Origin of the sequence: Zobellia sp. 1_MG-2023 (assembly GCF_030549125.1) — a bacterium.
Classification (GTDB): Bacteria; Bacteroidota; Bacteroidia; order Flavobacteriales; family Flavobacteriaceae; genus Zobellia; species Zobellia russellii.
This window is the reverse complement of sequence record NZ_JAUOSY010000004.1, coordinates 183,857-209,489: the sequence shown is the minus strand read 5'-3', so window position 1 is coordinate 209,489 and position 25,633 is coordinate 183,857. Positions and strand designations below refer to the sequence as shown.

Annotated in this window: 12 protein-coding genes; 8 read left to right on the top strand and 4 right to left on the bottom strand. The window is 40.0% G+C overall.

The features are described 5' to 3' along the window. Nucleotides 1-13 precede the first annotated feature (13 nt). The 3 genes from Q4597_RS10475 (at nt 14) to Q4597_RS10465 (ending at nt 4,292) form a co-directional block, all read left to right on the top strand. Nucleotides 14-1,405: a sulfatase-like hydrolase/transferase gene (locus Q4597_RS10475; protein ID WP_303406174.1), complete on the top strand. Its 1,392-nt coding sequence runs from the start codon at nt 14-16 to the stop codon at nt 1,403-1,405. Between the two features lie 39 nt (nt 1,406-1,444). After that, nucleotides 1,445-3,127: a sulfatase-like hydrolase/transferase gene (locus Q4597_RS10470; protein WP_303406173.1), complete on the top strand. Its 1,683-nt coding sequence runs from the start codon at nt 1,445-1,447 to the stop codon at nt 3,125-3,127. Nucleotides 3,128-3,188: 61 nt separating this feature from the next. Then, the gene (locus tag Q4597_RS10465; RefSeq protein ID WP_303406172.1) at nt 3,189-4,292 is read left to right on the top strand and encodes an aldose epimerase family protein; all 1,104 of its coding nucleotides are present in this window, start codon (nt 3,189-3,191) and stop codon (nt 4,290-4,292) included. A 272-nt stretch (nt 4,293-4,564) separates the two neighbouring features. Here the strand turns inward: Q4597_RS10465 and Q4597_RS10460 are convergent, their stop codons facing one another. From Q4597_RS10460 to Q4597_RS10450, 3 genes are read right to left on the bottom strand one after another with little or no spacing between them, the layout of a single operon-like run. After that, nucleotides 4,565-6,568 (bottom strand): SwmB domain-containing protein, encoded by a 2,004-nt coding sequence (locus Q4597_RS10460; RefSeq protein WP_303406171.1) that lies wholly within the window; start codon nt 6,566-6,568, stop codon nt 4,565-4,567. A gap of 22 nt (nt 6,569-6,590) precedes the next feature. After that, entirely contained in the window at nt 6,591-8,501 is a 1,911-nt protein-coding gene (locus Q4597_RS10455) for a RagB/SusD family nutrient uptake outer membrane protein (protein ID WP_303406170.1), read from the bottom strand. An 11-nt stretch (nt 8,502-8,512) separates the two neighbouring features. Next, nucleotides 8,513-11,692 (bottom strand): TonB-dependent receptor, encoded by a 3,180-nt coding sequence (locus Q4597_RS10450; RefSeq protein WP_215914169.1) that lies wholly within the window; start codon nt 11,690-11,692, stop codon nt 8,513-8,515. Nucleotides 11,693-12,336: 644 nt separating this feature from the next. Between Q4597_RS10450 and Q4597_RS10445 the strand changes: the two genes are divergently transcribed. Beyond that, nucleotides 12,337-16,575, top strand: coding sequence for a two-component regulator propeller domain-containing protein (locus tag Q4597_RS10445; RefSeq protein WP_303406169.1), 4,239 nt, complete (start codon nt 12,337-12,339; stop codon nt 16,573-16,575). Nucleotides 16,576-16,703: 128 nt separating this feature from the next. Next, nucleotides 16,704-18,221, top strand: a complete 1,518-nt coding sequence (locus Q4597_RS10440) for a sulfatase-like hydrolase/transferase (RefSeq protein ID WP_303406168.1) — start codon at nt 16,704-16,706, stop codon at nt 18,219-18,221. A gap of 214 nt (nt 18,222-18,435) precedes the next feature. Here Q4597_RS10440 and Q4597_RS10435 read toward each other — a convergent pair whose 3' ends face one another. Beyond that, a complete protein-coding gene (locus tag Q4597_RS10435) occupies nt 18,436-19,992 on the bottom strand; it encodes an alpha-L-fucosidase (protein ID WP_303406167.1) in 1,557 nt (518 codons plus the stop codon). 363 nt (nt 19,993-20,355) lie between these two features. Here Q4597_RS10435 and galB point away from each other — a divergent pair, with 363 nt between their 5' ends. The 3 genes from galB to Q4597_RS10420 are packed head-to-tail and all read left to right on the top strand — an operon-like array spanning nt 20,356 to nt 25,631. After that, nucleotides 20,356-22,833, top strand: a complete 2,478-nt coding sequence (gene galB / locus Q4597_RS10430) for a beta-galactosidase GalB (protein WP_303406166.1) — start codon at nt 20,356-20,358, stop codon at nt 22,831-22,833. Between the two features lie 4 nt (nt 22,834-22,837). Further along, nucleotides 22,838-24,241, top strand: a complete 1,404-nt coding sequence (locus tag Q4597_RS10425; RefSeq protein WP_303406165.1) for a glycoside hydrolase family 28 protein — start codon at nt 22,838-22,840, stop codon at nt 24,239-24,241. Between the two features lies 1 nt (nt 24,242). After that, the gene (locus Q4597_RS10420; RefSeq protein WP_303406164.1) at nt 24,243-25,631 is read left to right on the top strand and encodes a glycoside hydrolase family 28 protein; all 1,389 of its coding nucleotides are present in this window, start codon (nt 24,243-24,245) and stop codon (nt 25,629-25,631) included. Nucleotides 25,632-25,633: the final 2 nt, after the last annotated feature.

Here is a 25,633-nt window from a genome sequence, read left to right as displayed (position 1 = left end):
AAAGGATATTACCATGAGCAAAAAAATCATTTACACATTGGCCATAGGTCTCATGACTGCTTTAACGGGTATGGCACAAAATCAAAAACCGAACATCATAGTGGTCCTAACGGATGATCAAGGCTGGGCAGATGTTGGCTTTAACGGAGCTACGGACATACCCACTCCAAATTTGGACAAATTGGCTTCTCAAGGCGTTATTTTTGACAACGGTTATGTATCACATCCGTATTGTAGTCCATCTAGAGCCGGATTACTAACCCGGCGCTATCAGGCTCGTTTTGGGCATGATTGTAATATGCCTTACGATTCCGAGAACGATGATACGGTAGGAACTCCGCTTTCGGAAAAAATGATTCCCGAAGCCCTAAAGGAACATGGGTATCGCACCAGTGCAATTGGTAAATGGCATTTGGGGGACCACCCTAGCCTACACCCCACTCATCAAGGATTTGACCATTGGTTTGGTTTTGCAGGTGGTGGAATGAACTACTGGGGAATTCCTGACGGTCCTATCAAGACTATTGTTAGAAACGGAAAACCGGTACCACAAAATGAATTGCGTTACCTTACCGATGATTTTACGGATGAGGCCATAGACTTTATCACCAAGAAAGATGACAAGCCGTTTTTTATGTATCTGGCCTACAATGCACCGCACGCACCGGACCAAGCTACCAAACAATATCTTGAACATACCAAACATATTGAATACGGTGGGCGAAGTGTCTACGCGGCCATGGTAAACGCTGTTGATGCAAACGTTGGTAGAATAGATTCTACACTTGTTGCCAACGGCATGAAAGAGAACACTATTTTAGTATTTTTAAGTGATAATGGAGGTCGTACGGAACATGCAGATAATCGTCCGTACCGTGGTCATAAGGGCATGTTGTTCGAAGGTGGTATTAAAGTCCCTTTCTTCATCACATGGCCCAAAAAACTAAAAGCCGGACAGCACTATAAAAAGCCCATTAGCTCATTAGACCTTTTCCCAACATTTTTGGAAGCAGCCGGAGGTAACGTAAAAAAGGAGACCCAATTAGACGGCACCACATTGTTGCCCTATATTTTAGAGGGAAAGACCGGTTTGCCACATGAACAGTTGTTCTGGCGTTCCGTAGGTGGTTTTGAGTATGCTGTTAGAGTTGGTGATTACAAACTTTACAAAAGTGCTTATAAAAGTAAAACCCTACTTTTCAACCTAAAGAACGACCCTTGGGAACGAACGGATATAGCGGCCGATAATCCCCAAAAAGTGGCCGAATTAGAACAGGCATATACGGCTTGGGACGCAAAGAACCTAGAACCGGGATGGATAGACCCACATGCAAAAAATGTAATCAAAGAAGAAAAAGCTTTTGAGGCTTTTAGAAAAAAAGCTGAAGGTCCAACTGGTAAATAAATCATAAACGGAAGCATTAATATAATTTCAACAGACAAAATGAAACATTCTAATCGGTTTAAATATTGGCTTATTGTTTTGGCCATTTACACCTACGCAACGGTTCAGGTTACGGCCCAAGAGCAACCCAATTTCATCTTCATATTAACGGATGACCAACAGTACGGTCTTATGGGCTGCACGGGAAATACTATAGTGCAGACTCCCAATTTGGACCAATTGGCAAAAGATGGGGTTTTATTTACCAACGCCCATATTACCAGCGCTATCTGTACTCCTAGTAGAGCTAGTATTTTAACCAGTCAATTTGAACGTAAGCATGGCGTGAATTTTAATTCCGGCACCAGTATGTCTAAAGAAGGTTGGGCCAACACCTACCCTATGGTCATGCGAGAAAACGGGTATTACACCGGCTGGGTAGGAAAGAACCATGTTCCTGTTGGCGAAGGTGGTTATGATAGTGGCCTTATGGAAAAAAGCTTTGACTACTGGTACGCAGGACACGGCCACTTGGGCTTTTACCCTAAAGACCGCCATAAGATTTTTAAAGATGCTAAATATGATACCCAAGTAGAAGTTGTTGGCGAAGGTGTGCAGGACTTTTTATCCAACGAGCAAAAATTGGGCGGTGCTATAAAATTCCTAGACCAGAGACCAACGGAAAAACCTTTTATGCTTTCCGTTTGCTTTAATCTACCCCATGGTGCCGGTACCGGATCTATGCAAATGAGAGATTCGGACGATGAGATTTATAAGACGCTATATCGAGACCAGAATATTCCATTACCGGAAAATTATGTTGCAAAAAAGGATATAAAAACACCTAAACTTCCTGCCGAAATCCATCATGCCGGAGACCGCCAAACAGGCTATGACTATGTAGATACTCCAGAAGGTTTCAAAGAGCGATATATTAGACAAATGGAAGCTATGACCGGTATAGACAGACTCATAGGCCAGCTCAGGAAAACATTAAAAAATCAAAAATTAGATAAGAATACCGTTATTGTTTTCACTTCTGACCATGGTCTTTTTATGGGGCAATTCGGTCTTGGCGGAAAGGCCTTGTGCTATGAGGAAACCACCCACGTGCCCATGATTATCTTTGACCCCAATACGAAGAAATCAAAACGAGGTAAAACTTCCGATGCTTTGGTACAGAGCATAGATATTGCTCCTACCATGATGACCATGGCCGGTATTACCGTTCCAAGCACTTATCAAGGTAAAAATCTAACCGGACTTTTAGCTGGTGAAGAACAGGCCGTACGCCCGTACCTTTACACTGAAAATTTATGGTCTACCCAATTCGGAAATCCTAGGTGTGAATCGGTTCAAGACCAAGAATGGAAGTATATCCGTTACTACAAAAACGAGAACTTTTCGGCTTTAAAGAAAATCGCAACGGCCAAAGCGATGGGCATCAACATGAGTTCCATGCTTTATAAGGTACATGATCCCGATATTGCCGTATACCGCGATTATGCCGAAGGGCCTTTACAAGGAGAACCTGCGGTTTACGAAGAGCTTTTCAACTTAAAAAAAGACCCCAAGGAAACGACCAACCTAGCCAATGACGCTTCTTTAGCCGATAAGCTCAACGCCATGCGAAAGGTCTGGAAAAAAGAGATAACCAAGGCCCGAGGCACCGGTTTTCCCAAGGTGGTCAGATACACCGCCGAGAGCGAAGCCGAGAGAAATGTAATCATAGAACCCAAATAAAAGGTAATTTTATAGGTAAAACGCTTTTTAACCTAATCCCCCCGATTGAAACGAAGAAACGATGAAAAGTTACATGTATGCCGTTTTGATATGCCTTTGCGCCATAGGTCGGTTGAATTCCCAACATGCCGGCATAAAAAGTGAAAAATGGGGAGAGGCCCAAGGTAAAGAAGTGCTACTATATACCCTGACGAACGAAAACGGTATGGTGGTCAAAATCACCGATTTTGGTGGGACGATAACCGCCATACGCGTTGCGGATAAAGAAGGGATTTTTGAAGATGTGGTACTCGGTTTTGACAATTTAGAACAGTACAAAGCCGAGCACCCTTGTTTTGGAGCCACGATTGGACGCGTGGCGAACCGCATACGAAACGCCAGATTCGAAATTGACGGAACCTCTTACGAGCTGACGCAAAACAGCAATGGCCATTGCCTGCACGGCGGCAATGAATTTGATCGTGTAGTTTGGGCATCGAAGATCGTAGTAAATGATCAAGGACCTTCTGTTCAGCTACACCACCTCTCAAAAGATGGAACCATGGGGTTTCCGGGAACCTTGGATAGTTATGTAACCTATACCTTAACCAATGACAACAGGCTTATAGCACATTATGAGGCTACTACGGACAAAGCTACGCATGTGAACATGACGCAACACAGCTATTTTAATCTTAATGGTATGAAAGATAAAATCTACGACCATATCATTACTATAGATGCGGACACCTATACTGAAATTGACGAAGAAATTATTCCCACTGGAAAATTGGCTCCCGTAAAAGGTACAGATTGGGATTTAACAACACCCACTCTACTAGGTGAGAACATTCATAAATTGGATTTTAACGGATATCATTACAACTATGTTTTTAACAAGGCCGTTGGAGAGTTAAAAAAGGTAATAGAAGTTTGGGAACCCAAATCCGGCAGAACAATGACTATTTCTACCACCCAACCCGGTGTTCAATTTTATTCAGGGAACGGAATTGGAGATACCTTTACAGGGAAAAATCATATAAAATATGCAGATCACATGGCATTCTGTTTGGAAACACAACATTTTCCGGACACGCCCAATCATGCTAATTTCCCCTCTACCTTACTTCTACCGGGAGAAAAATATGATGAAACCGCTATATTTCACTTTGGCATAAAAGACTGATTTTTGGTTGCTCAATAGAACAAAAAACAATCATAGGCTTCTTTAATATACTGCAAAAGGATGATTTAATATTCCTAACGGACGTACTCCTTATTTCAATAGAACACTACCGAAGGTTTCTTGACCTTTTCCTCTTGTAGTTTGCATAGGTTTATCTGTAACAGATTGCGAATCACCCTCGTACCAATGTACTTTAACCCAAAAAAACCGCCCCCATGTTTCCATGAAGAGCGGTTTTAACTAAATAATCAAAACACTACTAACAATCTTGATCAAGGTCTATTATCATCTACTTGAATTATATAATCGTCATAATAAACATCACTTATTCCTCCTGGTACGGGTTGAATTCTTACCGTTCCGTTTGAGGTGGCATCTGCGGTAAAAGTAAACTCTACCAACTGCCAAGTTCCCAATACATCTTCCGCACCGTTCCAAGAATCATCAATTTGCTGATTTCCAAAATAATGCTTAGCAAAAGCAGTGGTGGTGGTACTGCCCAAATACCTTTTAAATTTCACCCTGTATACAACACCCGCTTCAAATGGAAAAGTACCACTGGTAACTGTATTAGGTTTGTTCCCGTCAGGAGCGGACAAGTGCATGACATTTCCTGTGGGTTCTACCGTAGAAACAACATCAGGCGTTGGTGCCGCAACAATTTCTGCAGCTCCGGTTCCATTAGAACCTGTGTTTAACCAATCCGTATCTATTGCATTCTCAAAACTACCTACATCACCTATAACATTGTCTTCGTTTGCTACAACCATATCAGGACCAAAGTCTACTAATTCCCCAGCTCCAATAGAACGAATATCGCCCGGGCCTGTATAGGAAACCGTAATCTCATCATCTCTATACAATTCTTCGCCAAGTATCATTTTTAAAACGGCTGCATTGGCAGGGTCTACCTCAACAGAAGTAACAGTTGAAGCAACACCGTTTAGCATAACCGAGAAGCCCATAGTGGCATCTGCAGAAGCCGTAATGGAAGTAAGATCTAACTCTTGGTCAAAGGCCACTAAAATAGCATCCTCCTCAGTTGTTTTTTGAATCATTCCTACCCTATTCACGGGAACGGGTACATACACTTGAACGGCCACATCGGCAAACGCTTCCAAAACGCGTTCATCTACGGATTTAAGCGTAGCGCTACCACCATCATAAGAAACCGTAACTGTATTAGCTGTATCAGCACCCTCTAATGGAGTGTCCAAGGTAAGTACAAGTACAGAGGCATCTGCAGGACGCCGTACTACAGAAGCAACAGATCTAGCCGCACCATTTACTTCAACTTCAAAGTTGGCGGAAACATCTTCCGTAAGAGGTACCAATTTTGAACTTAAAGGCACTTCAATAGTATTATCTGCCAATTCTATTACATCACCGGACTGCTCTAATTTTTCGTCCAATGCGATAACGTTAAAAACTACCGGTATTTCATAGGTCTCATCATCTGCCTTAACAGTTTCGGTCCTATCTCTTTTTGAGACCAAACGGCCTTTAAACTTACCTATACGCTTGTTAAAAGTTAACGTATCAATAGTCTTCTCTTCGTTTACATTTATAATATTCTCCTCATCCTCTTCATTCTCCTCTATGGTGTGAATGGTCCAAACTGTAGTTGTTGGTCTGGAAGTATTGTTTTGGCGACTTAAATCTTCAAAAATAAGTTGCTCACCAAACTTAATATCGATTTCTGCTTGATTTTTAAAATCGATAGTATTCCCTTCCAAATCCCTTATCTCCATATCTGCCACGATAGTATCGTAAACATCAACAATAATGGTATAATCCAGAACCCAGGCCGAACCCTTTTGCACGGTTCTTAAAGTATCTATAATAACCGAGTTAGTTTCCGTATCCCAACCTGTGGGCAAAGCAAACTCCGTATATTCTTCATATTCGTTGTGCAACTTCACAGGAGTTAGAGAGTCTCCTTTGGTAAACAATACATGTACCGTTCGTTCATCAGAAACCTTACCCGCACCCTCAATGACATAGGATTCAAAACTATCTGCACTTGTAGGTAAAGGCCCCTCTAGAAAAAAGGTTCCTTCCGGTATGGTCCATTCGTGTTTGGTAGTACCATTGGACAAGTCCATGAACGATCCGTAGTTATTGATATCTATATCTTTTACCACAGCCGTACCCCAAGTTGTGGTAAATGCAGCATCAACAAAACTATTGGGTGCTACATATTCATCATCATCTTCACAGCCAACAATAATTAGCAGTAAAAAAAGAAACCTAATACTATATTTTATATCTCTCATTTTATTCTATTTAGGTTTGATTTTATTGAACGAACTCGTCCCAGTTAAGGTTAGAGTCTATTTCACTTTGTGGCATTGGCAAATAAGAATGTAAACTTTCGTTAAACTTCTCCGCACCCACTTGGCAATCTTGAACTTCAGGCGGTTGGTTAAAAACCTTTTTTGCCTCGTAGGTAGTTGGCTCTTCTCCGGATCTAGTTAAATAGCATTTAAACCTTGTTCCATGTTTACCGTTCAGATTCTTCTCAAAATGCCAATAGTCATATCTTTTTGAAGCTAGGTTTACCAATTGCTCCTTAAATTTGCCCCACCGTCTTAAATCCGTAGCGCGATCGCCCTCCAAGGACAATTCCAACGGTCTTTCCGTAAAACGTAAATGTTCCATTAAATTCTGAAGGGTAACAGGTTGTTCCCCGTTAGAACTATCAAAATCAATATCATCCATATAGGTGGTCTCCAGATTGTTAAACTCTGCACCAGCTTCGGAAGACTTACCCAATAATACCAAGTGGGAACGTTTTCTAACCCTGTTGATATATCTTAAAGCTTCGGACAGATTACCGGATTCTATCATACATTCCGCATACATTAAATACACATCCGCCAGGCGAATAACAGGAATATTAATTCCGGAACGATTGTTCATTAAGGTAGACCTATCTTCTCCTGCACCACCGCCAATAGTGTTCCAGTGCAAGAACTTCTTGAACATATTTACACGGTTTCTAGCAAACGGGGCTACCCCTGCAGCATTACCATATTCTCCACATACGGCGCCGTACATTGGGGAATCCGGGTCATCTACTTGGCCCATACAATCTCCCATTCTTTTACTGTACAATCGCATTCTGTCTTCCGTTCCAATTATTTCGCCATTTTCGTTGTACACATCTGCTCCAACGTTGATGTTCGCTGGATCGGCCGGATCAAGTTTATCCTCACGGTATTTCATGACCAACCAAGAACTAGGTTGAATATTGGCATTGTAAACGATATAAGTAATGTTCTGCGCCAAGGATTCCTCTCCTGTAGTTTCCAGATTAACATTTGTGGTAAAGTTTATTTCAAAAATAGATTCCGAATTAAATTCAGCTATACCCGTTACCGTTGTAGCAATATCCTCGGTTAATGCATAATTGTAATTTTCAATTACATTCTTAAAATATACTTCGGCATTTTGAAAATCATTTTCGGCCAAATAACTTTTACCCATTAGGGCCTCGCAAGCTCCGGCAGTAATACGGCCTAGATTGTTACTCCCCAATGACTCCCAATCCGAGTAGGTTTTGGGTAGGTTATCTATACCGTACTGTAAATCATCTCTGTAAAAGGCCTGAACCGCATCCGAAGAAGACAACGCCTTTTGAAATTCTTCAAAATCCTTGGGTACGGAACTTACCAATGGCACATTACCATTGTTAAAACTGGTATTGAGAACGTAGTAAAAATAGCCCCTTAAAGCACGTGCCTGAGCATATACTTCCAACCCCTTCTCTTCAGCGGCCTCGGTTTTATAACCTTCTGCCAGTCGTTCATAATTCTCTATTACCTGATTAGCCCTAAAAATACCCAGGTATAATGCATTCCACTTATTCTCTACATATTTTGTATTTGCCGTAAAGTCTTGAAAATACATCTCATCGGGTCTGGTAGCCTGTCTGAATCCACTAGGTACTGCCAAATCCGTACGTACGGATTCATTCTGAATACCCAATATATCATTATTCTTTAGAGCACTATAAACGGAATTCAACCCTTGATCAAGTTGCGTATTGTTTTTCCAAAAACTCTTGGTAGTAAGCGAGTTTGGATTGGTTTGATCCAAAAAATCGTCGCTACATGCCTGTGAAATTACCACAAGCGCACACAAGGCCATAGCCCTCTTAAAGAGGCTATTTGTTGTTCTAAATTTTGTTCTATATATCTTTTTCATCTTTTCTTGTGTTAGAATTGTAATTGTAGACCCACTTTGTACTGTGACGTTACCGGATACGTACCTTGGTCAATACCCCTACTACTAAAACCGTTATTACCCACTTCAGGATCAAATCCGGAATAGTTGGTGATTGTAAGTGCGTTTTGCGCCTGAACGTAAATTCTAAGCTTAGCAATCTTCATTTTATCCGTTAGTTTTGATGGTATGGAATACCCCAGGCTAACATTCCTAAGCCTTATGAAAGAACCATCCTCTAGGAAATAATCCGAAGCATCCCTATAGGAATTGGTACGTGGAGAACCGTCATAATATGGAATATCCGATGTGGGGTTGGTGGTAGTCCATGAATAATAAATATCTGCATGGGTTCCCGATTGATACGCATAGGCCTTACTACCGTTCATTACTTCAGCACCTTGTGAACCGTACCAGTTCATAGAGAAGTCTACACCTTTATAGTTAGCCCCAAAATTGAAGCCCATATTAAAGTCTTCGGAACCACTGCCCTTGTACACCTTATCATCTTGGTCTATTTTACCATCGCCTGCATCAGGAACACCGTCTCCATCTGTATCTACGGTTGGTTGATCAACATATCTTAACTGGCCTAAAGTGGCTGCTGGGTCTATTTCACGATATTCTTCTAGTTCTTCTTCCGTTTTTATGATACCGTCCGTTTCCCGTAAAAAGAAAGCGGCCGCCTCATAACCTTCCCGAATAACACTTACCAATTCCCGAGGGCCTCTTTGCGAGATATAACTGTTATCTAAGAATATAATAGGATTGTTAGGACTGGTCTTGGTAACCATATTTACGTTTTTGGCATAAGTAATACCTACGTTCCAACTAAATCCTTTTTTACCGTAGTGATTGAATTTCAACGCCATTTCATGACCTGTATTTCTCATATCACCAATATTAAGAATACTGCTTCTGTTTGAGCCAAAAACACCGGTTGACGGAGGATTGACAACCCCGAACAACAAATCTTTCTTTTCACTTACGTAGACATCATTGGAAAAGGTAAGCTTGCCATTAAAAAAGGCTAGATCAACCCCTAAGTTGCGTTCTTTGGATGTTTCCCATTTTACATTTTCATTGGCATACCTTTCTTGGGTAGTTCCCAAGGCGGGTGTCTCCGTAGTTGAATCTAAACTAGGGTCTACATCTGCACTCCCAAACACGTAATCCTGCCCTAAATCAACAACAGCCTGATTACTGTACGATGCAAACCTATCGTTACCAGTGGTTCCATATCCAACCCTGATCTTAAACGAATTAACCGTTTCTTTAATAGGTTCCCAAAAAGCTTCATCGGAAACGTTCCATCCAAAAGAGGCGCTAGGAAACCATCCCCATCTGTTCTGTGGGCTAAATTGAGACGAACCGTCCCTTCTTATACTTCCACTAAAAATATACTTTCCATCATAGTTATATTGTAACCTACCCAAGTAACCAATGAGGGTTCTTGTATAGTCCCTTCCGCCGGAAGTAATCAAATCTCCTGTTGTATATCCATCAAAAACAGTAACCGCAGCATCTGCATTATCTCTTTTCTCTGCCCGGAAGTATTCATTTTCCGTACGTTCCATAGAGTTTACCAACAAAACGTTTACATCATGTTTTCCAAACGTTTTATGGTAGTTCACCATCCCCTCAAAAGTTAACTTGTTATTATCCGTAACAGCGGTCTGAATCAAAGAAATATCCCAAGGATTAGGTGGTATTAAATCTCCGGCAGTATTAAAAACGTCCAACCTTGGTATAATACGCACCCCTTTCTCATGAGAAAAATTGGCCCCGCCCCTAGCAGTAAATTTTAATGATGGAGTTGCATCAAAATCTATCTGAATGTTGGCTCCGTTACTAGTCCCATCCCTCACCTCTTTGGTATTAAGGTTTCTGGCAACACCACCCAAATTTTGAATGGGGCCTATTCCGCCCGGTTCGTCTACATCATCTTCAGTAACATCGGTTAATTCGGTTTGACCAAGTTCTATATCCGGTTGATATGGCTTATATTCCAGAATTTTGTTGAACACGCCATAATTGGGCAATGTTTTTTCGTCTCTTTTAAAAGTCAATCCTGTTGCTATCTTCCAGTTCCCTTTTACAAATTGGGTATTGGACCTGATATTGAATCGGCTATAATCAGAATTGATCATAATACCCGCTTGATCATAAAAACTAGCATTAAAGTTATACGTAAGACCGGCTTTACCACCAGACACGTTAACCGAGTGATTTTGAATAGGCGCCAAATCGTTTAAAATTAAATCATCTAGTTGCGTATCATTCGTAAACCAAGATCGGTTTCTATGAATTTCTGCATTTACACCTCCCTGCGCCTTACCACTTGAGAGTGCCCCTCTAAGCATTTCCATATACGTAATTTGATAGGAAGACATAAGTGGCGTTCCCGAGGTAATATCCTGTACCCCGTATTCGGAATTCACACGAATATCCATCTTACCTACCTTACCTTGTTTTGTTGTAATTAGGATAACACCACCTGCACCACGTGTACCATAGATTGATGCCGAAGCAGCATCCTTAAGTACATCTATAGATTCTATTTCGCTAATACTTAATTGTGGATCACTATTATATGGTATACCATCAACTACGTAAAGGGGACCGTTTTGCCCATCTAAAAGCGAGCTAAAACCTCTAATAAGAATATTGGCTTCCTCACCTGGTTGTCCTGAACTGGCCGTAATATTTACACCGGCAATCTGCCCTTGTAGCGCCGTACCGATATCTGCGGTAGTTGTTTTGGCCAATTCTTCTGATTTTACCTGCACTACCGCGCCGGTAAGTTCTTTTTTTCGTTGGGTACCGTACCCTACCACAATAACCTCGTCCAGTTCAGAGGCGTCTTCCTCTAAACTAACGTTTACCGTGCTTTTACCGTTCACGGCAATCTCCCTAGTTGCAAAGCCTATATAACTAAAGACAAGTACATCCGTAGGTTTGGCGTTAATAGTATACAGACCGTCAAAATCTGTAACGGCACCCGTTTGGGTTCCTTTCACCACCACACTTACCCCAGGTAATGGTGCGCCATCTGCCGAGACCGTTCCAGAAACAGGTTGCTCTTGGGCATGAGCAAAACCAAGACACAACCCCAACATAAGCGTCATGAGCTTATGCCTGGATTTTCTAATTAATAGTAGTTTGTTTTTCATACATTCTCATTGTTAAAGTTTAGTTAAACAAATGTTCCTTTTTTATTTCAATGAGATAATCACAGATGATTTGATCCTTGAATCATATGATTAATGACCAAATAACATTGTGCCGTATATGGTTAATCAGCAATATTTTATGAAGTAAAGAATGGAGCGGCAAAAACAATCAAAAAACGTCTAATTAGTGAACCCTGCACTTCTACAGATTCTTTATGAAAAATCCTAAAACGTTAATATTTTGTTAGCAAAAAGACCGTGTATACCGGGGTTTTGTACTGTACCCAAATAATCGGATATAAAGGGTTATAGCACATACATTAGAAAAAAACGAATCTTGGAAGTCTCTTTAAAAACTTGCGACATTTGGCCAGAAAACACGTTAAATTAATCATATGGCTTACGGTCAAAACCATATACTCTACACCAAATCTTAGTTTTACCTTAAATTGTTATCTTAATTAAGAACAGCTTTTGGAAAGTTGGTTTTTTTAGATTGATGATAAGGTCTAAGTAAAATTCAGACTTTTACATATGCTCGTTTTCCTTCATTTTTAGATTTGGTATAACCTGTCAAAAATGGATAAATTACCCGTTATCTTAGTTGATTGAAGCGGACCCTAATTACTAATTCAATTTATTGAATGATTACATTAATACATAAAATAAAAACGACCTGCGTATTTGTACTCCTTTTGCTCTGTTATGTAACCAGTGCTTTTGGTCAAAAACAAATTGCATTTCAACACATATCAACAAAAGATGGCCTATCGCAAAGCGATGTCAATACAATCTACCAAGACAAATTTGGTTTCATGTGGTTCGGTACACATGATGGTCTTAATAAATATGACGGTTATGAGTTTACAGTTTATAACTTAGATAACAATAGGCCTGATAGCATTAGCAGTAACTTGATTTTTGACATTGTTGCAGATGATGAAGGTAACCTGTGGATTGGAACAACCGGGAGCGGCGTTAATTTTTTTAATGTTACTACTGGAAAATTCACACAATATCTACACGATAAAAACAACCCTAAAAGTTTATCAAGCAACCATATTACCAAGGTATTTCTAGATAGTAAAAATCGTTTATGGGTAGGTACCCGAAATGGTTTGGACCGTTTAGACCTTAACTCGCAATCAGAGGAAATAGAATTTGAACACTTTAATTCAGAAATAGCTTCCTCTATATCAAAGTATAGTGGATTATCCGTTAGTACAATTCACGAGGATCACAAAGGAGGCCTTCTGGTAGGGGGGAAAAACGGATTGTACAAACTCAAAAAGGATGATAGAGGTAGAGATTTTTTTGATAATATTACGGAAGACATAGGCCTACCCAAAACTACTATTAAGCACATTACCCAAGACGCCAATGACCGTCTTTTTATAGCCACTTCCAGAGGGTTGTACTGCCAAACAAATACAGACAAACAACCTTTTAAACAATTTAGACAAGGAGCCTTTAATAATATTTTATTAGACCAGGACAACCATATCTGGGCGGGTTCCGATATTGGCCTGTCTTACTTTGAAAACTTCACTGATGATAGCGTACCCACATTTTTAAAACGTTTTGAGTACGACTCTAAAGACCCAACAAGTTTGAGCAAAAATATCGTAAAATCCCTATTCATGGATAATACCGGTATTATTTGGATAGGCACAAATGGTGGTGGCATCAATACATTTGACCCAAAGAGAAAGCAGTTTCAACATGTTAGAAACACCTCTGACCCCCAAAGTCTGAGTTATGACAAAATCAGGTCTATGTTTGAGGACAGTAACGGCACTTTATGGATTGGTACGGAAGGCGGTGGACTAAATATGCTGGAACAAGAACACGACAAAGGTTCCTACAATCACTTTAAACATTTTGGTTCCATATCAAAAATATTTGCTATTGATGAAACGCTAATTGGTGGCAAGAAAACATTGCTGATCGGGTCAGAGGGGTTTCCGGGACTCTTTTTTTTAGACCTCACTAAACCAGGTGATCTTTCCAAAGACAACTTATACAAAACCGATTTAAAGTATGGGGTTTTTAGTTTACTGGCGGATAGCAATGAAAATATATGGGTAGGCACCTATAATTCCGGGGTACACCGCTGGATAAAAACGGATACCGTAGGGCATTTTAGAAAGCAGAATTTTGGGTATTACCCCGGAAAATCCAACGCTATATCTAGTGACATTATCCGGAACATACTTGAAGACCGCAATGGTAATATCTGGTTCGCAACCGGAGACGGCCTTTGTATGCTTACCGAGAAAGAGCGTTATAAAAAACGTCCAAAATTTAAAGTTTACAAACACAAGTCTGAACAAGCCAATTCTATAAGCCATAATTATATTCTTTCCCTTTTTGAAAGTAGTACAGGAGACCTTTGGATAGGCACTTTTGGCGGAGGGCTCAACAAACTTATTCCTGGAACGGATGAACAGCCCCCTACTTTTAAACACTATACTACAAAAGATGGCCTGCCCAACAATGTCATAAAGGGTATTCTTGAGGACAGTAAACAAAATTTGTGGCTATCCACCAACAAGGGTTTATCCCGTTTTGACACAGAAAAGGAAACCTTTATAAATTACAATTCAAGTGATGGCCTTCAAAACAATGAATTTCAAGAACTTGCCTGTGTAAAAAGGGCGGATGGCGAAATGCTTTTTGGAGGAATCAATGGTTTTAACGCGTTCTACCCAGAGGAGATAAAAGAAAATAAATACCCGGCAAAAACGGTTATAACAGATTTGCTTATTTCCAATAAATCAGTAGAAATTGGTGAAAAAGTAAACGGTCAGGTAATCCTTAACAAGAATATAAGTAAGAGCCAAGAAATAGAATTAAGTTACGGTAATAACAACTTTTCGTTTGAATTTGCCGCGCTACATTATGCGGCACCTTTAAAAAATAAATTCGCGTACAAACTTAAAGGTTTTGATAAAGATTGGACAGAAACCTCCGCAAAAAAACGGTACGCAACCTATACCAACCTAAAACCGGGCGATTATATTTTTAAGGTAAAAGCTTCTAATAATGACGGTATTTGGAATCCAACACCTACCCTATTGAAAATTCATATTATTCCACCTTGGTGGCTTACCAATACAGCTTATATAGTTTATGGCCTCATGGTTCTAGGACTTTTATGGCTTTTCTGGAGATATACCTTTATCCGTACCTCTAAAAAGCACCAATTAGAGCTGGAGTCCGTAGAACGGGAACGCTCGGCAGAACTCCACCGAATGAAACTGGAGTTCTTCACCAATATTTCCCATGAGTTCAGAACGCCTTTAACCCTTATTAAAGGACCCTTGGAATATGTTCAGAACAATTTAGTTTCATTAGATCAAAAATCGTTAAAGGAACAACTTGGTCTTATGCAAAAAAACACCAATTACCTCATGAGGTTGGTTACCCAGCTACTGGATTTTAGAAAAATAACCCAAGGTAAAATGAGGTTGGTCATGAGGCATAGTGATATTGTTGCATTTTTACAAGAAGTTGCTGAGCCCTTTCAATTCTTGGCCCATAAACAGTCCATTGATTTTGAGTTGGAAACCACAAGTAAAACTTTGATTACTTGGTTTGATCACGAAGCACTGGAAAAAATCATGAACAACCTGCTTTCAAACGCTTTCAAGTTTACAGAAGCCGGTCAGAAAATAAAAATAAAAATTTCGGAGGATGAAGTGGCCGAAAGAAAGGAAATTGTCATTCAGGTTAAAGATTCCGGTATAGGTATCCCTAAGTCTAAAATCTCAAAAATATTCGAACGGTTCAACTCCGTTAAAAATGGCGAAAAAAATGACAAGATAAATCCGGAAGGCATAGGAATTGGCCTTTCTTTTACCAAAAACCTAGTAGAATTACATCAGGGAACAATAGAAGTCTACAGCAAACCGGATAAAGGCACCAAGTTTATTGTTCGCCTGCCAAAAGACAAGGAAGCCTATACCAATATTGAGGAAATAAGCTGCAAAGATGTCTCGGACAACGATTTTCTGGTTAGGTCTTCAGAAACCGAATCTTTTGCCATTGGTTTAAACGACGACCTTATTGACGAGGGTATTTCCAAAACACGCTCCAAGCTTCCCGTTTTATTAGTGGTAGATGACAACCCTGATATTAGAACGTTCATAAGCAAGGTTTTAGGAAAGCTCTACACAGTGTACCAAGCCGAAAACGGTAAAAAGGGTCTGGAAATAGCTAAAAAAATAATGCCCAATATTGTTATATGCGATATTGTTATGCCCATAATGGATGGTATTGAGTTCTCTAGAACCATGAAAAGCCAACCGGAAACCAGCCATATACCCATTATCATCCTAACCGCTAAATCCTCTCAGGAAAGCGAACTGGAAAGTTTGGAATTGGGAGTGGACGAATATTTACGGAAACCCTTTGATTTTGAACTGCTCAAGCTAAAACTATCCAATATCATAAAACGGCGCGAACATTTAAGAAAACGTTTTAACCGCAAAATAACGGTACAACCCAGTGAAGTGGTAGTAACCTCAATGGATGAAATATTTCTTAGCCAAGCTATTGAAATCGTGGAAAAACACATGATGAATACCGATTTTAATGTTGAAATGCTCGTGAAGGAAATGGGCCTTAGCCGCAGTACACTGTATCTTAAGTTTAAAGAGATAACCGGGCTTTCTTCCAGCGAATTCATCAGAAACGTTCGTCTTAAGCGTGCGGTACAGCTGTTTGACCAAAGTAACTTCTCCGTAAAGGAAATTATGTACAAAACAGGTTTCAGTACGGCCTCCTACTTCTCCAAATGTTTTAAAAAGCAATTTGGAGTGGTACCAAGTGAGTATGTTCGTCAAATCAATAAAAAAAATGAGGCTACAGATGCGTCCTAATATCCGTGTAAATACTATAAATTCATCCTAAAGAATTCGGCCAATGTAATTTTAATAAGATTCAATCCTTATTTTCACCCTGACCAAATAAACGAAGTACAAACAAATCATTTTTAAAACTTAATCCTTTGAAAAATTTAACACTTGCCCTCATCTCAGTGCTACTGTTCTCTTGTAAAGCTGAGAAAAAAGAGGTTACACCATCAAAACCTAACGTAGTTTTCATATTTGCCGATGATATGACCTATTCGGCCATAAATGCATTAGGGAACAAAGAAATTCAAACTCCCAATCTAGATAAATTGGTACATAAGGGCACTACGTTTACCCACGCCTTTAACATGGGAGGTTGGAACGGTGCCATATGCGCAGCATCTAGAGCCATGATCATTTCCGGACGTAAGCTTTGGGAAGTAAACGAGTTCCGCGAAAATTGGAGTAACGGTAAGGAGTTTGACAAAACTTGGGGTAAACTCATGGAAGGCGCAGGATATGACACCTATATGACAGGAAAATGGCACGTAGATGCCAAAGCCCAAAACGTTTTTCAAAATGTAGTTCACGTTCGCCCAGGTATGCCAGGCGATGCATGGGCCACGGAAAATACCGGTGCCAAATTCAAAACCTTAAAAGAAGAAGGCAAAAAACCGGAAGATATTATGCCTATAGGTTATAACAGACCTCAAAATGAAAATGATACACTTTGGACCCCTACAGATATGAAGTACGGTGGTTTCTGGCAGGGTGGTAAACACTGGAGCGAAGTACTTAAAGATGATGCCCTTGGGTTCATAGACCAGACCAAAACGAGCGAGAAGCCCTTTTTCATGTATCTGGCCTTTAACGCCCCACATGACCCTAGGCAGGCACCACAAGAGTTTGTAGACCTATACCCTATAGAAAACATAAGCGTTCCTAAAAGTTTTCTTCCCCTCTACCCTTATAAAGATGGAATGGGCAATGGCCCAAGTCTCAGAGATGAAGCACTAGCTCCTTTTCCCAGAACTGAATATGCCGTAAAAAAACATACCCAAGAGTATTATGCGCTTATTTCTCATTTGGATTTTCAAATAGGGCAGATTCTAGATGGATTAGAGAAAACTGGTAAAATGGATAACACCTATATCATTTTTACGGCGGATCACGGTTTGGCAATGGGCAAACACGGCCTTCTTGGAAAGCAAAGTCAGTTTGACCATAGCGTTCGTGCTCCGTTTATGATCGTTGGGCCTAAAATTCCTGAAAACCAAAAAGTTGATGCTGATATCTATTTACAAGATGCCATGGCAACAAGCTTAGAATTGGCCAGCATTGAAAAACCCGAATATGTATTCTTTAACAGTGTTTTAGACCTTGTAGACGGAGAACGTAAAGAAAGTCATTATGATGCTATCTATAATGGTTACATAGACTTACAGCGTATGATACGTAAAGATGGCTATAAACTGATCGTATATCCTAAAATGGACGTTGTATTGCTTTACGACTTAACAGCTGATCCAGAAGAAATGAACGATTTGGCAGGCAAGCCTGAATTCAAAGAGAAAGTAGATACTATGTTTTCCGAGTTAATGCAATTACAAAAAGATATGGAAGACCCTCTAGATATTAGTGCTGTACTAAAGAACTACAGATCTGAAAAATAAATTTTAAATTCACTTTGTACTAAGCAAAGTTGGCCCGTTCATTACAATGAACGGGCCTTTTTTTATGGCTACCGATCAAAGGTAAACTACTAAAAAGCAATACTCCTTAACCTATAAGAAAGCACTTAGAGGCATAAAAAAAGTGCATCGACTATGAACAATCGATGCACTCAAAACTAACACAAAAAAAACAATCTTAAAGTAAAGCTTAATCTTAAATAGATATCTCTAACACGTGGGCATATTCACCCGATTTTTTACCTAAATCCTTAATGGTAAGTGCTTCCTTAGTTTGCTCAAAATCTATTTTAGCATCACTACCCAATAGCTTCACCGCTTTGATATCCAAACCTTCGGCGTAGGTATTTGCACTTCCTAAAGACTCTATATCAATCTTACCGTTCTTTGGCCAAGCCAACATAATGGCGTACAACTTATCCCCTTTTTGGGTAAACCTAATGTCTTGACCCGTAAACTCTTTGTTTTTCCCTTCGGAATGATGTCCCTTTTTAACCTCTGTTGGACCTTCTCCAAAAGTTTTCCAATATCTGGTATCATAGATAGCAGCACCGTTAACAGCAAGCCAATCACCAATTTGTAATAGAATCTCTTTTTGGTCATCAGGAATAGTACCATCTGCTTTAGGGCCAACGTTCAACAATAAGTTTCCGTTTTTAGAAACAATATCCACTAAATCGTCTATCAGTTGGTTAGGCGTTTTAGAATCCCAATTCGTAACATGTGACCAAGAATTTTTACCTATTGAAGTATCGGTCTGCCAAGGCAGTTTTCTAATACCTGGAAGTTTCCCTCTTTCCAAATCATAGATAACCGTGCCTTCCGGAAAGGCTTCATGACCAAAATTCTTGTCATTGATCAAAACTTCTTTTCCCCACTCACGACCTTTATTGTAATAGTAAGCTGCCAATTTAGGCCTTAAGTCCGCAAAATCATCAATATCTACATAGAAATCAAAATAAAGGATATCAGGTTGGTACGTATCTACCAAATCAATTGTTCTATTCCACCAGCGCTCCTTAAATTTTTCGGAAACCGGTTCTTTTAAATCTTTTCCTTTGCTAGAGTATAAATCGGCATACTCCGGGTCAACCGTATCAAACTTATCCTTCTTATTATAAAAAGACCAGTTAAAGGCAAAGTGGGAAGAAGCGCCCATTTTCAAACCCTGTTCGCGGCCTTCTTTAAAAAGTTCACCTAAAACATCCCTTTTCGGGCCCATATCAAATGAGTTCCAACGGGTTGTATTTGACTTGTACATAGCAAAACCATCATGGTGATCCGCTACCGGAACTACATATCTAGCACCTGATTTTTTGAAAAGGTCTATCCATTCCTTAGCATCAAATTTTTCAGCCTTGAACATGGGGATAAAATCTTTGTAGCCAAATTCTTTTTGGTCTCCCCACGTCTTTTTATGGTGTGTATATGCTGCATTAGGCCCTTTCTTTCCTGGTTTTAGGGTCGCGGAAAAAGTTGCGGTATCCATATACATCCGTCTTGGGTACCATTCGGAACCAAAAGCAGGAACCGTATAGGCGCCCCAATGGATAAAAATCCCGAATTTATCATCGCTGAACCATTTTGGGTCTTTATAATTTTTCTTGATAGACTCCCAATTAGGCTGAAAGACTTTAACGGTATCGGTAGTACTGAGCTGCGCCGTATCATTTTGATTTTTTTTGTCCGAACTGCCACAGGAAGCAATACAGACAATGGTGACTGAAAGTGCCGCTAGGTGTTTTAAATTCATAATCTGGTTGTTATTGACGATACCATTTTGTTTCGCCCTATTTGAGGTAGCTAAATTCTAATTTTATCGCTCATCCCCGAGCCACGAATGTGCTAAAGGGTACAACAAATGAACATTTCACTAAAGTCAACTTAGAGAATTTACAAGCTCATATTAGGTTTAAGGCCCGCAAAAAACTTGACAATATATTGACAACACCCAATCTTCTAAAAATCTTGGAAGTTGTACTGTAATGTCTTAACATGTAGACGCGCCCAGCAAACCCTAACCAAAAAAACCATCTGTTCTATTTTTTCATCAGTCCGTGGTCTTTTCCCTAGAAATTATTTTCGACTTTCACCACAATAAAATATTAACGTGAAAATGATGTTGAGAACAAGCTTACTATTTACCCTTTTATTACAATTCTGTTTCTCCTTTGGCCAATTAAGTCCCCATGCCACAAATGGCGATGTTTCTTTTAATAGCAACTGGCTTTTTCAAAAGGGAGACCCCTCCGGAGCGGAAAAATCTACATTTAAAGATGCGCAGTGGCGTAAACTTAATTTGCCCCATGATTGGGCCATTGAAGGTCCTTTTGACAAAAAATACAATGCTCGTACAGGAGGTTTACCCGTACATGGTACGGCATGGTACCGCAAACATTTTACCATAGACAAAAAATATGCGGCTCAGCAAATAGCTGTCTTGTTTGATGGTGTCATGAACAATAGTAAAGTCTATATAAACGGAACCTATATTGGCGAGCGCCCTTTTGGTTATATGGGTTTTGAATTGGATTTAACCCCTTACATTAAGTTTGGGGAGGATAACGTCATTGCCGTAAGGGTTGCCCCGGAAGATTTAGCATCCCGCTGGTACTCCGGAGCAGGTATCTATAGAAACACTTATTTAAAAATAAATAACCCGGTCCACATTCCACTTTGGGGCACCTATATTACAACCCCAGAAGTGTCTAATGAAAAGGCGACTGTAAAAATTGAAACCACGGTAAAGAATGCCAATGGTAAAAAAGCTTCGGTTACTTTAGAAACAAAAATAATTGACGGGCTAAATAACGTGGTAGCCTCAAGTAGTCAAAAAATCAAGCTAGAAAAATCTTCGACGAAAGTTGTTATAGATGAAATAGTAGTGAACAACCCCAACCGATGGGGAATTGAGAACCCTTTTTTATATGATGTTGTCACTCAAGTAAAAAAAGCGAATACGGTTATAGATGAGTACCATAGTACTTTAGGGATAAGAAGTATTTCTTTTGATGCTAAAAAAGGATTTCTATTGAATGAAAAACCTGTGGAATTCAATGGCGTATGCATGCACCATGACCTTGGGCCTTTGGGTGCAGCGGTAAATTACAGAGCTACGGAGCGCCAAATGCAAATTATGCAAAGTATGGGCGTAAATGCCTTGCGTACGAGCCACAATCCACCATCGCCAGAAATGCTCGAGATATGTGATAAACTGGGTATTGTTGTCCTTGACGAAGCTTTTGACGAGTGGAAAATTCCAAAAGTCATTAACGGCTATAATAAGTTTTTTGACGAATGGCACGAGCGTGATTTAAGGGATATGATCAAAAGAGACCGTAACCACCCTTCCGTAGTTATGTGGAGTATAGGTAACGAAATTATTGAACAACGTGAAAAGGACGGTTGGAAAGTGGCTAAAATGTTGAGCGATATCTGTCACGATGAAGATCACACCAGACCAACTACAGCAGGTTTTAACAACTACCCGGGAGCGTTCAAAAATAAATTAGCGTACCAGATAGATATTGTAGGCCTAAACTATAAGCCTTTTGATTATGTCGAAGTTATACGGGAAAATCCGGATATGATCGTTTACGGTTCCGAAACCTCATCGCAGACCAGTAGCCGAGGTTCGTACCACTTACCTATTACCTATGAACACCAAAAAGAAACACACCAAGTCTCTAGTTATGATGTAACGGTTGGTCCACCATGGGCCTACCCTCCCGATGTTGAGTTTGATGTTCAGGCAGAAAACCCTACCTTTTTAGGTGAATTTATGTGGACAGGCTTTGACTATCTTGGTGAACCTACGCCTTACGGTGGGCGCGATAATTCTACAGATGGATATTGGAACGCAGATTGGCCTGTACACGCCTCCTATTTTGCTCCCGTAGATTTATGCGGATTTCCAAAAGACAGATATTACCTCTACCAAAGCCAGTGGACTACAGAGCCTATGGTTCATGTATTGCCACACTGGAATTGGGAAGAAAAAGAAGGAGAAGAAATTCCCGTATTTGCCTATACCAATTGTGATGAAGTAGAATTGATCGTAAACGGAAAATCTTTGGGCAGAAAGGTAAAAGGAGTTGATACCACTGATATTCCGGCTGAATTCCGTGGGTTTGAAAAAGGTATGTACACTTCAAAATATAGATTAAGCTGGAAGGTTCCTTTCCAACCGGGAAGCTTACGAGTAATTGGTTATAAAGATGGAAAAGCGGTAGCCGAAAAGATAATCAATACTGCTAAAAAAGCATCTAAAATACGCTTAACGGCAGACCGTACAGAAATAACTGCAGACGAAAAAGACCTTTCTTTTATTGAAGTTGATATTACGGATGCTGATGGAAACCTTGTTCCTTTAGCGGACAACCAAGTACAGTTTACTGTAGAAGGCCCCGGAATCCTTGCTGCAGTGGGCAATGGAAACTCGGCATCACTAGAATCGTTTCAAGACACTAAAATAAAAGCGTTTAACGGAAAATGTCTTTTAATAATAAAATCTACCGAAGCCGCTGGCAACATAACAGTTTCAGCTACTTCTAACGGATTGGAAACTTCTAAAACCATAATCATATCAAAATAATCAAATGAAAATATCACAATTACTCTGTTGTGCCTTTTGCCTGTTATTTGTCACACAAGCAATGGCTACAGATTTTAATGTGCTGGATTATGGCGCTAAAGCAGACGGTATTACACTAGATACAAAGGCTGTACAAAGTGCTATAGATGCTTGCACCAAAAATGGAGGTGGAAGGGTTTTGATTCCTGCAGGAAAAACCGTTGTAACGGGTACCATTTACCTAAAGGATTTTGTTACCCTTCATGTTGAAAATGGAGCAACGCTTCTTGGCAGCCCTAATTATGAGGATTATGCTACTGATACCCATAAAAATATGTACAAGAACGAACCGCATATGGACCGTTGCTTGATTTTTGCCAAAGATGCACGTTCCATTGCCATTGAAGGTTATGGCACTATTGACGGAAACGGGCACAAAGAAAATTTCACGAAGCAAAAAGGTGGTAGGCCAATGATGATCAGGTTTGTGAACGTAAAGGACATCCATCTTAATGATATTACCTTGATCAATCCTGCGGCATGGACTTCAGCTTGGCTCTATTGTGATAATATCTCTGTAAGCGGGATTAACATCATAAGTCGCGTAAATAATAACGGAGATGGGTTGGATTTTGACGGATGCACAAATGTGCGCGTAAACAATAGTAATTTTGATAATAGTGACGATAGTATTTGCCTGCAAGCCTCAAGACCGGACAAACCGTGCAAGAACATAACGGTAAGTAATTGCCACTTTAGCACCAAATGGGGCGGAATGCGTATTGGCCTCTTATCCCGTGGAAATATTGAATCGGTTACCGTTACCAACTGTACTTTTAAGGATATTCAAGATTCGGGACTTAAGATTCAGCAATGTGAAGGTGGCGAAATGAAGAACATGGTCTTCAGTAACTTGGTAATGGAAAACGTACCTCGTCCTATTTTCATGACATTCGCACAACAAATTGCTTCCGTAGATACGCCTAAAGGACAGTTAGAACCACTAAAAAGCATGCACAACTTTAGCTTTAGCAATATTGTGGTAGACAATTCCAAGCTTGATAAAAACTCAGCCTTCTTTTTAACCGGGTTTCCAGGGCATCAAATTGAAGACGTAACCATTAAGAATGTTCAATTTGTAGTTTCTGGTGGAGGAACGGCTGAAGACGCCCAGAAAACAGAGATAAAAGAATACACTCAAGAAGTGCTTAAGGGCTGGTGGCCAGAATTCAGTTTAGTAGGTACCCTACCCGCTTCCGGACTTTATGCAAGACACATTAATGGCTTGGTGGTGGATAATTTCAGTATTAAGATTATAAATGAGGACAAAAGGGCACCTGTTGTTCTTAAAAACGTGACAAACAGTCAAATAAACAGGGTTTTCCTAAACCGGAAAATCATCACAAAAGACCAAATCCAAAGTAACTAAAATGAAAGCCAAACTACATTATACAAGCCTCTTAATTACCTTTATTCTGTTGGTAAGTTGCTCTTCAAAATCAGACCGTTACAACGTTGTTGATTATGGCGCCATAGGAGATGGCAAAACCATAAATACCAAAAACATTCAGGAGGCTATAGATGCCTGTAATCTTGCTGGTGGAGGTACGGTAACTATAGAAGGGGGCGATTACGTTTCAGGTACGCTTCTTTTAAAGGACAACGTGACCCTGCATGTAGCTGAAGATGCAAAATTGATCGGAAGTTCAAATCCGTTGGATTATCAAAGTATTGATACGTTTCAAGATGCCACTGGGCAACAACGTGGTAATTGTCTTATTGGTGCAAAAAACGCCAAAAACATTGCCGTAACCGGAAAAGGAACTATTGATGGGAACGGAGAAGCTTTTCTATCGAAAAATATAAAGGCGAAAATTAAGGAATTGAACATTACTGAAACTAAAGGTTTTGGTACAAATAGACCTTTTCTTCTGCGGTTCGTAAACTCTTCTCAGATAAGGGTGCAGGATATTCATTTACGACAGCCGGCCGCATGGACGTGTCATTTCTATCAATCCAATGATATTTTGGTGGAGAACGTTTCTATTTACAGTCACGCCCACAAGAACAATGATGGAATTGATTTGGATTCCAGCTACGATGCAGTTATTAAAAATTGCGACATCAACACAGGAGATGATGCCATTTGCATTAAAACTACGAGTCCAAAACCTACCTATAACGTACAAGTTAGCGATTGTAAGCTCAGAAGCGACTGGGGTTCGATCAAGTTCGGCACGGAGTCTATGGGTGATATGTACAATATTGATATTAAAAACTGCCAGATTTATGATACCAAAGGTGGCGGTATAAAGATCTTAAGTGTAGACGGGGCCAACATTCACGATGTAACTATAGACGGTATTCAGATGTATCGAGTAGATATGCCTATTTTCATTCGCCTAGGGGAACGTCTCCGCACCTACCGCAATGCCGAAAAACAAGAGGTTGGTTCTATTACCGATGTACTCATCAAAAATGTAAAAGGCAGTGCACGAGCCCTGGATAGTTCTAGGGTAAATCCGCCTTCAGGCATATTAATTACGGGAACCCCAAATCATAAAGTGGGTAAAATAACTTTAGAAAATATAAAACTGGAGCTTCCTGGAGGAGGAACTGCACAGCACACTACCGCCAAGGTTGAAGAAGATATAGACCGCTATCCTGAGTTCAGCTTTTTTAATGTTCTTCCGGCCTATGGGATTTATGGAAGGCACATAGATAGCTTACATACGGACGGTATTGTGTTTTCCTTGAACGGTGACGATAAGAGAGAATCTCAAATTTTAGTGGATACCCATTCAAATAAATCAGAATAACA